The sequence below is a fragment of the Herbaspirillum sp. WGmk3 genome, from assembly GCF_023952535.1.
Lineage (GTDB): Bacteria > Pseudomonadota > Gammaproteobacteria > Burkholderiales > Burkholderiaceae_D > Herbaspirillum > Herbaspirillum huttiense.
Map to the genome: position 1 here is coordinate 736,056 of NZ_JAKYWT010000002.1, position 12,282 is coordinate 748,337.

Below are 12,282 nucleotides of genomic sequence, written 5' to 3' on the forward strand. Positions count from 1 at the left end.
CCCGCATGGTGAAGGCGGCAATTACTTGGCCAGTTCCTTCAGGACCTTGTCTGTGATGTCGATGCGCTTGGAAGCATAGACGGCTTCCTGGAAGACGATGTCGTACTTCTCGGCTTCGGCGATCTGGCGGATCACCTTGTTGGTGCGTTCCAGGACCACGGCCAGTTCCTCATTGCGGCGCTGGTTCAGGTCTTCGCGGAATTCACGCTGCTTGCGCTGGAATTCCTTGTCCAGGTCGGACAGGTCACGCTGGCGCTTGGCGCGGTCGGAATCCGACAGCACGGCAGCATCCTTGTCCAGCTTGTCGGACTGGGCCTTCAGGCGCGCAGCCATATCTTGCAGGTCACGGTCACGCTTGGCGAACTCGGCTTCCAGCTTGGTTTGTGCGGCCTTGGCAGGCGCCGCTTCGCGGAAGATGCGCTCGGTGCTCACGAAGGCGATTTTCGAGCTTTCCTGCGCGTGGGCGGGGGCAAAGCTCAACAGGCAGGCAGCCATCACGATGGTCTGCAGGGACAGGAACGATTTGGTCATGAACTTCAAGATTACTCTCCGTATTACGAATCAATGATGACCGCTTTAGAAGCCGGTACCCAGTTGGAACTGGAAGGTTTGAGACTTGTCACCCGCCTTCAGGTTCAATGGCTTGCCGAAGCTCAGCTTCAGCGGACCGATCGGCGACACCCAGCTGATACCGACACCGGCCGAATAGCGCAGGTCGTTGAGCTTGATGTTTTCGCCGTCGGCGAAGACGTTGCCGCCGTCAAAGAAGGTGAACCAGCGCAGCGTGCGGTCCTGGCCCGAACCCGGGAACGGGAACTGCAGTTCGGCATTGCCGTACAGACGCGAAGCGCCGCCCATGGAGTCACCGTACTGGTCCTTCAGGCTACCCAGCGAGGAGGCTTCATAGCCTCGCACGGTGCCGATACCGCCGGCGTAGTAGTTCTTGAACACCGGGTACGGCTTGCTGCCCAGGCCGCGGCCGTAGTCGACTTCGCCATTCAGCGCCAGGGTCACGGCCTTGCTGAAGAACGGCTGGAAATACTGCTGCTGGTAGCTGGCACGGTAGTACTTCAGGGTGCCCACATAGGAGACCTCGAAGTTGGCGCGCTGATAGCGGCCGGTGGTCGGCACCAGAGCCGAGTCACGGCCGTCACGCTGCCATGCCACGGTCAGCGGGATGCTGGTGGTACGGGCGCTGCCAATACCGCAAGTCGCGGTCGACGACACGTCAGTTACGTTACAACCGGAACCGCCCACGCCGCCGAAATCACGCACGTACTGGCGATACAGCGTCGGGCTGGTGTTGTCGGTGCTGACGTTGGTGTTTTCCACGCCAATACCGAAGAACACGCGGTCCAGTTCCGAGAACGGCACACCGAACTTGATGCTGCCGCCCAGCGTCTTGACGCGGTAGTCACCGGTCGTATAGACCGACGGACGAATCGTGCGCAGGTAGATTTCGTAGGTGCGGCTGATGCCGTCATCCGTGAAATACGGATTGGTGGTCGACAGCGAGATCGTGCGATAGCGCGAGCTGGTGTTGATGTCGATACCGACGGTGTTGCCGCTGCCGAAGGCGTTTTCCTGCGAGATCGAGCCGGTCAGGCTCAGCTTGTCGGACTGCGAGAAGCCGGCACCGACCATGATGTTGCCGGTCGGCTTTTCCTCGACCTTCATGTTCACATCAACCTGGTCGCTGGTGCCCGGCACTTCAGGCGTATCCACGGTCACTTCCTTGAAGTAGCCCAGACGGTCGACGCGATCGCGCGAAAGCTTGATCTTCTCGCCGTCGTACCAGGAATCCTCGAACTGGCGGAATTCGCGGCGGATCACTTCATCGCGGGTCTTGGTGTTGCCGGCGATGTTGACGTGACGCACGTAGACGCGCTTGCCCGGGTCGACCATGATGGTGAAGGCAACTTCCTTCTTCTCGCGGTCCACATTGGGGTTGGCGTTGACGTTGGCGAAGGCGTAACCGAAGTTGCCCAGGCGTTCACCGATCTTCTTGGTGCTGTCGGTCAGCTTGGCGCCGGAATAGACGTCGCCCTTCTTCAGCTGCACCAGCTTGGCCAGTTCCGGCTCCATACCGAACATCTCGCCTTCCAGCTTGATGTCGGAGACGGTGTACTTCTCACCTTCCTTGATGTTGACGGTGATGTAGATGTCTTTCTTGTCGGGCGTGATCGACACCTGGGTCGATTCGACCTGCATCTCCAGATAGCCACGGTCCAGGTAGTAGGAGCGCAGGGTTTCGATGTCGCCCTGCAGCTTTTCCTTGGAGTACTGGTCGGCCTTGGTGTACCAGGTGAACCAGCCCGGGGTGGTCAGCTTGATCTGGTCGCGCAGGGTGCTGTCGGAGAACACTTTGTTGCCGACGAAGTTGATCTGCTTGATGCGCGAAACTTCACCTTCATCCACGGCGAAGGTAATGGCGACGCGATTGCGCTCGACCGGCGTGACGGTGGTCGACACCTTGGCACCATACAGGCCGCGCGACAGGTACTGACGCTTCAGTTCCTGCTCGGCGCGATCGACCTGCGAGCGGTCGAAGATGCGCGACTCGGCGACACCGATTTCCTTCAGGGCCTTGGTCAGTTGCTCCTTGTCGAATTCCTTGATGCCGGAGAAATCGACGCTGGCAATGGCCGGGCGTTCGACCACCTGCACCACCAGCACGTCGCCTTCGGCTTCGATACGCACGTCACGGAAGAATCCGGTGGCGTACAACGCCTTGATGGCGGCGGTGGCCTTTTCATCGTTGAAGGTATCGCCCACGCGCACCGGCAGGTAGCTGAAGACGGTACCGGCTTCGGTACGCTGAATGCCTTCGACGCGGATATCCTTGACCACGAACGGCGTGATGGCCATGGCCTGGCTGGAGCACAGGGCAAAGGCGGCAGCGGCAATCAGGCGACGGGAGAGAGTCGGAATGGGATGTTGCGCAGGGTGTAATTTCATCTATCGTTCATCAACAGTTTTTCGCTGCGGCACTGCCTGACATGATGCTGGTAAGCAATTGAAAACGGATTCCTGATCCATTGCCAATTGCTTAACAACTGCCATCGGGGTTGGCCGGCAAATGTAAAAAATCCGGTCTTTCTGGCCGCCCCGCCGATCTTGCTTGCTCGACGGGGCCGGCATCAGGCCGGATTCATCCTTGGAACATCAGTCGCACGATATCGTTGAAAGCGGCAACGAGCATCAGCGCCATCAGTAATCCCAGGCCGGCGCGCTGCGCGATTTCCCCAAACCGCTCGGAAACGGGCCGCCCTGTCAAAATCTCCAGCGCATAATACAGCAAATGACCGCCGTCTAAAACCGGGATTGGCAACAGATTCATCACTCCCAGGCTGATACTGATGAAGGCCAGGAAGCTGAGGTAGCTCACCAGGCCCACGCGGGCGGTCTGTCCGGCATAGTCGGCGATGGTGATGGGGCCGGTAATGTTCTTCAGCGAGACCTGCCCGATGATCATCTTGCCGATCATCTTGATGGTCATCACGCTGGTATCCCAGGTGCGCTGCGCGCCCTTGGCCACGGCCGTCAACGGGCCATCGCTGACGGTGGCCATCTCCGGTGCCAGCGGCACTTCGACCTTGATGCGGCCGATGCGCTTGCCGCTTTCACCCTCTTCCACCGACTCCGGCGTGACGCGCACCTCGATCGGCGCCGTGCCGCGCACGCCCTGCAGCAGCAGAGGCTTGCCGGCGGATTCGCGCACTTTTTCCACGAAGGCCAGGCCATCCTGGACCGGCACGCCATCGATGGCGGTGATGCGGTCGCCGCTTTCCAGGCCTGCCATCTTGGCCGGACCCTCCATGATCTTGCCCAGCACGGCAGGCGGACGCGCCAGCGACAGGCCGAGCCTGGCGAGGAAGTCGCCTTCCAGCTCATTGCTGTCGATGCCACCCAGACGCAGCGTGACCGAGTTGAGCAGCTTGCCGCTGCCATTAGGGTTGGGACGTTCGACGTCGATGCGGGCATCGGCCTTTTCCAGCACCAGTTGCATCAGTTTCCAGCGTACTTCGGACCAGACCTGCACCGGCGCGCCATTGATGGCCGTGATGCGGTCACCGGCGCGCAAGCCGGCCTGGTAGGCGGCCGACTGCGCGGTCGCTGCACGCAGCACGGGCACCGGCTCCGGCACGCCGTGCATGTAGAGACCAGCAAAGAGGAGAATGGCCAGCAGGAAATTGGCGATCGGCCCGGCCGCCACGATAGCGATGCGACGCCAGACGGATTGGCGCGTGAATTCGCGCTTGAGATCGGCTTCCGGAATGTCTTCCAGCGGCTGTTCGCGCGCGTCCAGCATCTTCACATAGCCGCCCAAGGGCAGCACCGACAACGCCCATTCGGTCTGGTCGCGGCCGAAGCGGCGCGACCAGATCACCCGGCCCATGCCGACCGAGAAGCGCAATACCTTCACACCGCACCAGCGCGCCACCAGGTAATGCCCCAGCTCGTGGACTACCACCAGGGTGCCCAGGGCAACGAAGAAAGCGATCAGGGTATGCAGCAGGTTCATCGTGAAATCAGGGCCTCGGCGTGGTCACGCGCCTGCCGGTCCTGCTCCAGCAGCGCCGTGATGTCATCGGCTTGCCGGTTGGGGATGGCGGACATGACCTCGTGGATCAGGGGAGCGATCTTCCCGAAGCCGATGCGGTCATCGAGGAAGGCTTGCACGGCGACTTCGTTGGCGGCGTTGAGGATCGCCGCCAGCGTACCGCCGGCCCGCAGCGCATCATACGCCAGTTTCAGGCAGGGGAAGCGCTGATAGTCAGGCGGCAAGAACGACAATTGCGCGATCTGCGCCAGATCCAGCGCTGCCACGCCCGAGGCGATACGCTCCGGATAGGCCAGCGCATTGGCAATGGGCGTGCGCATGTCGGGGTTGCCCAACTGCGCCAGCACAGAGCCATCGGCATACGAGACCATGGAATGAATCACGCTCTGCGGGTGGATCACCACCTCGATCTTGTCCGCCGGCGCGCCGAAGAGCCAGTGCGCTTCGATCACTTCCAGACCCTTGTTCATCATGGTGGCGGAATCCACCGAGATCTTGCGCCCCATCACCCACTTGGGATGGGCCACGGCTTCTTCCACGGTGACTTGATCCAGCGTATTCACATCCCGATGGAGGAACGGACCGCCAGAGGCCGTCAGGAGGATTTTCTCGACACCATGCGCCGTCATCGAACGGGTGTAACCGGCGGGCAGGCACTGGAAGATGGCATTGTGTTCGCTATCGATGGGCAGCAGGCTGGCACCATGTGCCTGCACCGCATCCATCAGCAGCTGGCCGGAGATCACCAGAGCTTCCTTGTTGGCCAGCAGGATCTTCTTGCCGGCACGTGCGGCGGCCAGCGTGGAGGCCAGTCCTGCGGCACCGACGATGGCCGCCATGACCATGTCGCAGCCGTCGGCCGATGCGATGTCGCACAAGGCTTGCGGACCGTAGGCCACTTCAGTGGACAGCCCGGCTGCGCGCAACAAGGTTTGCAACTGCGCGGCCGCTTCGGCGGAACCGACCACGGCCACTTGCGGACGGAAGCGCTGGCATTGCTCGGCCAGTTCAGCAACACGGGAATGGGCGCTCAGCGCAAAGACGCGATAGCGGTCGGGATGGCGGGCCACCACGTCCAGCGTGGACACGCCGATGGAACCGGTGGCACCGAGAATGCTGATGGACTGCATGGAATTTCCAAAAGGAAAGCGGCGGCTCAGGCAGCCGCCAGCCAGAGATCGACCAGCGCTGCCAGCGGCAGCACCGGGATGAGCGCATCGATGCGGTCGAGCACGCCGCCGTGGCCGGGCAGCAGGTTGCTGCTGTCCTTCATGCCGGCGCGGCGCTTAAGTTGCGACTCGAACAAGTCGCCGACCACGCTGGCCACCACCATGAGGCTGAGCACGCCGACAAAGCCGCCCCAGCCCCAGCGATTGAACAGGTGATACTGGAAGGTCTCGCCACCACTCATGGACATGGCCACTGCCGCCGAAATCACCAGCACCGCCAGCCAGCCGCCGATGGCACCCTCCCAGGACTTGCCCGGGGAAATGGTGGGAGCCAACTTGTGGCGTCCGAAGCCCTTGCCAGAGAAATAGGCACCAATGTCAGCCACCCACACCACGGCCATCACCGACAGCAGATACAGCGGCGAATGCTGGAACAGGTCCACGATGGCAACGAAGCAGCCGAGGATGGACAGCATGTAGGTGCCGTTGAGCAGCCGATTGCCGAAAGCTTCGATCCGAGGCAGGCCCAGGCCAAGCGCGGGCACGAAGCGCAAGGCCCACAACAGCACGCAGAGCACATACAGGGCGCGCACGCTGGGCAAGCCGGAGAAGAACAGGATGACGCTGAAGACCAGCGTCCACACGGCAGCCCACAAGGTGGGACGCGGGCTCTTGAAGAGACGGAAGCATTCCCACGAACCGGCGGCGAAGAACACCAGCACCGCCATGGCAAAGGCCGGGAAATAACCGAAATACAGGATGGGCAACAGGATTGCCAGCAGGATCAACGCCGTGATGACACGCGTCTTGAGCATCAGGAAGCCTTTTTCTGGTCCAGTACCTGGGCACTGGTGCGCCCGAAGCGGCGCTCGCGTTGTTGGTAGGAGCCGATCGCCTGATCCAGCGCCTTGTCGTCGAAATCGGGCCAGAAGGTTTCGGTGAAGTACAGCTCGCTGTACGCCAGCTGCCACAACAGGAAATTGGAGATGCGCTGTTCACCGCCGGTACGGATGAACAAATCGGGCTCGGGGGCATACGCCATGGCCAGATACGGGGCCAGTTCTTCTTCGGTGTAGTCGGTCGCGCCCGGCTTGTCCTTGACCATTTTGGAAACGGCCTGCATGACATCCCAGCGCCCGCCATAGTTGGCGCAGACGGTCAGCGTCAGGCGACTGTTGCCGGCGGTCTGTGCCTCGGCCTTGGCCGCCATCTCCTGCAATTTCGGATCGAAGCGACTCATGTCGCCGACGATGCGCAGGCGGATGCCATTGTTGGCCATCTTGCCGACTTCACGCTCCAGCACCGTCATGAACAGACGCATCAGCACCGACACTTCGTCGGCAGGGCGACGCCAGTTTTCGGAACTGAAGGCAAACAGGGTAAGGAATTCGATACCGCGCTCGGCGCAGGCCTCGACAATGGAGCGCACTGCATCCACGCCCTTGGCATGCCCCGCCACACGCGGCAGGAAACGTTTGGTCGCCCAACGACCGTTGCCGTCCATGATGATGGCAACATGGCGCGGAACCGCGGAAGTCTCCGGAACCGCCAGAGTTGAGCTTTGATGCTTCATGTAAATGATTTATTACTTTTCCGTGCGCCGGATGGTGAAGCGCAACATGGTAACGGGCATGCGCCGCTTTGACAAACCGGCCAGCCTCCTCCCCCCCATTGCCGCTCTCACTTCCCGCCTGCACTTTTGCTGTCTTGGACTTGTTCGTGCAGCGCGGCCGCCATGGCAGCCGCGCGTGAGACCTGCAGGACGGCTTACACCGTCATCACTTCCTTTTCCTTGTCGGTGACCATCTTGTCGATGTCAGCCACGAACTTGTCGGTCAGCTTCTGGATCTCGTCCTGGCCGCGGCGCTCATCATCTTCCGAGGCGATCTTGTCCTTGACCAGCTTCTTCAGGCCTTCATTGCCTTCGCGGCGGATATTGCGTACGGCGATCTTGGCATCTTCGGCTTCACTCTTGACCAGCTTGACCATTTCCTTGCGGCGCTCTTCGGTCAGCGCGGGCATCGGCACGCGGATCAGGTCGCCGTGGGTGGCCGGGTTCAGGCCCAGGTCGGCTTCACGGATGGCCTTCTCGATGACGGCGGCCATCTTCTTCTCGAACGGCTGCACACCGATGGTGCGCGCATCGATCAGGGTCAGGTTGGCGACCTGCGACAGGCCTGTCGGCGAACCATAGTATTCAACCATGACCTGGTCCAGCAGGCCGGTGTGGGCGCGGCCGGTACGGACCTTGGCCAGGTTGGCCTTCAGGGTTTCGATGGACTTGGCCATCTTCTGCTCGGTATTTTTCTTGACGTCAGCGACACTCATGCTGCTCTCCTAACTTTGGTGCAATAACTTGGCTTGTCTTGATGGCAAATGCCTGAAAGACGGGCATTGTAAACGGGAATCCCGGCCTGCGGCCGGTTTCTGCACTGCAATATCAATCAGACGTGGACCAGGGTGCCTTCATCGTCACCCATGACCACGCTCTTGAGCGCACCCGGCTTGACGATGGAAAACACCTTGATCGGCAGCTTCTGGTCGCGGCACAGCGCAAAGGCGGTGGCATCCATCACCTGCAGGTGCTTGGCGATGGCTTCATCGAAGGAGATCGACTGGTAGCGGGTGGCGGCCGGATCCTTCTTGGGGTCGGCGGTGTAGACACCATCCACCTTGGTGGCCTTCAGCACGATCTGGGCACCGATTTCCGAGCCACGCAGGGCGGCGGCGGTATCGGTGGTGAAGAAGGGGTTGCCGGTACCGGCGGCGAACACCACGATCTTGCCTTCTTCCAGGTATTGCAGCGCCTTGGGGCGCACATAGGGCTCGACCACCTGCTCGATGCCGATGGCCGACATCACGCGGGCCGTCAGGCCGGCCTGGCGCATGGCATCAGCCAGGGCCAGCGAGTTCATGACGGTGGCCAGCATGCCCATGTAATCGGCGGTTGCACGATCCATGCCCTGGGCGCCCGGCGCGACGCCGCGGAAGATGTTGCCGCCACCGATCACGATGGCCAGTTCCACGCCCAGTTTGCTGATTTCTGCTACATCCGCGACCATGCGTTCGATGGTCGCGCGATTGATACCGTAGGCGTCGTCGCCCATCAGTGCTTCGCCGGAGAGTTTGAGGAGTACGCGCTTGTAGGCTGGTGTTGTCATTGCAGGGCTCCGTGTTCTGTCCGAGGTTGAATTACGTATTGACGCGCCGGCACTCGCTGTCACCCGACGAAATGGCGCTTTTTCGTCATCAGGGGCAGGTCCGAACGCATGAGGGGATGTACTGCTGCGCCCTATTCTGTCTTGCCGTGTGCTGCCAGGATTGCTTTAGCTACCCATATTGCCGTTGCCAGGCGGCCTGCCCTGCGCGTCATCATTCATCCGACGGACGACCCTGACTGTAGACGCGGGCGACTCCGAAAGTTCCCGGAATCCGGCTTAAAAAAACGGGCCTCTCGGCCCGTTTTTCCTGCGACGCTTACTGAGCTTGTTTCGCTGCAGCCACTTGCGCTGCCACTTCGGCAGCGAAGTCGTCTTGCTTCTTCTCGATGCCTTCGCCGACCACGTACATGGCGAACGACTTGACGGTGGTATTGGCCGCCTTGAGCATCTGTTCGACGCTTTGCTTGTCGTTCTTCACGAAAGCCTGGTTGAACAGCGACACTTCCTTCAGGTACTTCTGCACCGAACCGTCCACCATCTTGGCGACGATGTCAGCCGGCTTGCCGGATTCGGCAGCCTTCAGGGCGGCGACCGAGCGTTCCTTCTCGATCAGGTCGGCCGGCACTTGCTCGGCCGACAGGGCGACCGGCTTCATGGCAGCGATGTGCATGGCCACGTCCTTGCCGACTTGCTCTTCAGCGCCGTCGAACTCGACGATCACGCCGATGCGGGTGCCGTGCAGGTAGGCAGCCAGCTTGCCGGTGGTTTCGAAGCGCTGGAAGCGACGGAACGACATGTTCTCGCCGATGCGGCCGATCAGTTCGGTGCGCAGTTCTTCCAGGGTCTTGCCGTCGGCCAGCTTGCAGGCGCCCAGGGCAGCCACGTCAGCCGGATTCTGTTCGACCACCAGCTTGGCAGCAGCTTCGACCAGACCGATGAACTCGTCGTTCTTGGTCACGAAGTCGGTTTCACAGTTCACTTCGACCAGCGCGCCGACGTTGCCAGCGATGTAGGCCGAGATCACGCCTTCTGCGGTGATGCGGGAAGAGGCCTTGGAAGCCTTGCTGCCCAGCTTGACGCGCAGAATCTCTTCGGCCTTGGCCATGTCGCCATCGGCTTCGGTCAGCGCCTTCTTGCATTCCATCATCGGCGCGTCGGTCTTCGCACGCAGATCGCCCACCATTGCTGCGGTAATTGCCGCCATACTTTTCTCCTGACTTGGAGGCATCCCGCGCTTGCGGTATGCCTGAAACTCGAAAATTGAATCAAAAAAAAGGGGCCACTGCGTCACTACCCGCTGTCACCCCTTTTTGGACTACCGTACTACCGGAAGAGCAGAATCAAGCCTGCTCGACCTCGACGAATTCATCGCCCTTGACTGCTTCGACGACGTCGTTGACGGCGTTGGCGCGGCCTTCCAGCACGGCGTCAGCCATACCGCGAGCGTACAGAGCGATCGCCTTGGCGGAGTCGTCGTTACCCGGGATCACGTAGGTGACGCCTTCGGGCGAGTGGTTGGTATCGACCACGCCGATGACCGGAATGCCCAGCTTGGCGGCTTCGGTGATGGCGCCCTTGTGGTAGCCGACGTCGATGACGAAGATGGCGTCAGGAATGCCGCCCATGTCCTTGATGCCGCCGATGGCCTTTTGCAGCTTTTCCTGTTCACGGGTGAACAGCAGGGCTTCCTTCTTCGACAGCTTCTCGACCGAACCGTCTTCGATGGCAGCTTCCATGTCCTTCAGGCGCTTGATCGAGGTCTTGATGGTCTTGAAGTTGGTCAGCATGCCGCCCAGCCAGCGCTGGTCAACGTAGGGCACGCCAGCGCGTTGCGCTTCAGCGGACAGGATGTCGCGGGCTTGACGCTTGGTACCAACGAACAGGATGGTGCCACGGTTGGCCGACAGCTGGCGCACGTACTTGACGGCTTCCTGGTACATGCCCAGGGTCTTTTCCAGGTTGACGATGTGAATCTTGTTGCGATGACCGAAAATGAAGGGGGCCATCTTGGGGTTCCAGAAGCGGGTTTGGTGACCGAAGTGGACACCGGCTTCCAGCATTTCGCGCATGGTAACGGACATGAATTTCTCCAGGGTTAGGTCTGGAATCCGCTCGGTCATCCGGCTCATGCAGCCGGACACCCTTTTAGCGAACGGATTCGCGTTTCAAAAGATAATTTACGACACTTATTGCCAAACAGACATGAAGAATCATTCCGCACACCGCATTCGACAACTGACCTGTGGTTTTCAGATCAGCCCGGCATTCTACTCGACCCATCACTTTTGTTCAAGTAGCACATGAAGATAAGGAACGCAGCCAAACGCCGTCCCCGGCTTGTCGGCCGGAGCCGGCAAAACAGAAAGCACCCCCGTCGTCTATAATCCCGTCTTGACGATTTTCTAGCGAATTGCGATTCATCATGGGCAACATCACCATCAAGACCGCCGAAGACATCGAAGGCATGCGCGTGGCCGGCCGCCTGGCCGCCGAGGTGCTGGACTACATCACCCCCTTCGTGAAGCCGGGCGTGACCACCGGCGAGATCGACCGCCTCTGCCACGAGTACATGACCAACGTGCAAGGCAGCATCCCGGCCCCGCTGAACTACTGCCCGCCAGGCTACACGCCCTACCCCAAGGCCATCTGCACCTCCCTGAATGACGTGATCTGCCACGGCATCCCCGGCGACAAGGTGATGAAGAACGGCGACGTGCTCAACATCGACGTCACCATCATCAAGAATGGCTACCACGGCGACACCAGCCGCATGTTCTTCCTGGGCGAGCCGTCCATCCTGGCACGCCGCCTGACCGAGATCACCTATGAATGCATGTGGCTGGGCATCTCCAAGATCAAGCCGGGCGCACATTTGGGCGACATCGGCCACGTCATCCAGCAGCACGCCGAAAAGGCCGGCTACAGCGTGGTGCGCGAGTTCTGCGGCCACGGCATCGGCAAGGTCTTCCATGAAGAACCGCAAGTCCTGCACTACGGCCGCCCCGGTACGCTGGAGAAGCTGGAAGCCGGCATGATCTTCACCGTGGAACCGATGATCAACGCCGGCCGCCGCGAGATCCGCGAAATGGGCGACGGCTGGACCATCAAGACCAAGGACCGCAGCCTGTCAGCCCAATGGGAACACACCGTGCTGGTCACCGAGACCGGCTTCGAAGTGCTGACGGTGTCGCCCGGCATGCCGGCACCGCCGGCCTTCATCCAGAACCAGGTCGCCACCCCGGCGTGACCCTGGCGGCCGGAACCATGTGCCCCTCCACCCTGCACACAGTTTCCGGCACGAAACCTGCTTCGAGCGCAAAGCCGCATGGGGATGCGGCTTTGTTCATATAGGCGCCGCCCCGCCGCCCTGCTTGCCTTAATTGCCGAC

General features: G+C 61.0%; 11 protein-coding genes. 1 reads left to right on the forward strand and 10 read right to left on the reverse strand.

The annotated features are described in order from the left end of the window. Positions 1 to 21: 21 nt before the first annotated feature. The 10 genes from MKD49_RS09200 to rpsB form a co-directional block, all read right to left on the reverse strand. On the reverse strand, positions 22 to 531 hold the full coding sequence (locus tag MKD49_RS09200; RefSeq protein ID WP_227022628.1) for an OmpH family outer membrane protein: 510 nt from the start codon (positions 529 to 531) through the stop codon (positions 22 to 24). A gap of 45 nt (positions 532 to 576) precedes the next feature. After that, positions 577 to 2,958, reverse strand: a complete 2,382-nt coding sequence (bamA, locus tag MKD49_RS09205; RefSeq protein WP_134135298.1) for an outer membrane protein assembly factor BamA — start codon at positions 2,956 to 2,958, stop codon at positions 577 to 579. A gap of 193 nt (positions 2,959 to 3,151) precedes the next feature. After that, positions 3,152 to 4,525: an RIP metalloprotease RseP gene (rseP, locus tag MKD49_RS09210; RefSeq protein WP_252696142.1), complete on the reverse strand. Its 1,374-nt coding sequence runs from the start codon at positions 4,523 to 4,525 to the stop codon at positions 3,152 to 3,154. Then, positions 4,522 to 5,694 (reverse strand): 1-deoxy-D-xylulose-5-phosphate reductoisomerase, encoded by a 1,173-nt coding sequence (ispC, locus tag MKD49_RS09215; protein WP_252696143.1) that lies wholly within the window; start codon positions 5,692 to 5,694, stop codon positions 4,522 to 4,524. Before ispC ends, rseP begins: the two co-directional genes overlap by 4 nt. A gap of 26 nt (positions 5,695 to 5,720) precedes the next feature. Then, complete coding sequence (locus MKD49_RS09220) at positions 5,721 to 6,548, reverse strand: phosphatidate cytidylyltransferase (RefSeq protein ID WP_039788277.1); 828 nt, start codon at positions 6,546 to 6,548, stop codon at positions 5,721 to 5,723. Then, positions 6,548 to 7,306, reverse strand: coding sequence for a polyprenyl diphosphate synthase (uppS, locus tag MKD49_RS09225; RefSeq protein ID WP_083859609.1), 759 nt, complete (start codon positions 7,304 to 7,306; stop codon positions 6,548 to 6,550). The genes MKD49_RS09220 and uppS overlap by 1 nt, the downstream gene beginning before the upstream one ends. 194 nt (positions 7,307 to 7,500) lie before the next feature. Continuing rightward, positions 7,501 to 8,061 (reverse strand): ribosome recycling factor, encoded by a 561-nt coding sequence (frr, locus tag MKD49_RS09230; protein ID WP_039788280.1) that lies wholly within the window; start codon positions 8,059 to 8,061, stop codon positions 7,501 to 7,503. 116 nt (positions 8,062 to 8,177) lie between these two features. Beyond that, the gene (gene pyrH / locus MKD49_RS09235) at positions 8,178 to 8,894 is read right to left on the reverse strand and encodes a UMP kinase (RefSeq protein ID WP_006462540.1); all 717 of its coding nucleotides are present in this window, start codon (positions 8,892 to 8,894) and stop codon (positions 8,178 to 8,180) included. A gap of 316 nt (positions 8,895 to 9,210) precedes the next feature. Next, positions 9,211 to 10,098: a translation elongation factor Ts gene (tsf, locus tag MKD49_RS09240; protein ID WP_034332958.1), complete on the reverse strand. Its 888-nt coding sequence runs from the start codon at positions 10,096 to 10,098 to the stop codon at positions 9,211 to 9,213. A 136-nt stretch (positions 10,099 to 10,234) separates the two neighbouring features. Then, positions 10,235 to 10,975 (reverse strand): 30S ribosomal protein S2, encoded by a 741-nt coding sequence (gene rpsB / locus MKD49_RS09245; protein WP_039788284.1) that lies wholly within the window; start codon positions 10,973 to 10,975, stop codon positions 10,235 to 10,237. A gap of 341 nt (positions 10,976 to 11,316) precedes the next feature. On the opposite strand from rpsB, the gene map reads away from it, so the two are divergent. Beyond that, entirely contained in the window at positions 11,317 to 12,141 is an 825-nt protein-coding gene (gene map / locus MKD49_RS09250) for a type I methionyl aminopeptidase (protein WP_121039982.1), read from the forward strand. Positions 12,142 to 12,282: the final 141 nt, after the last annotated feature.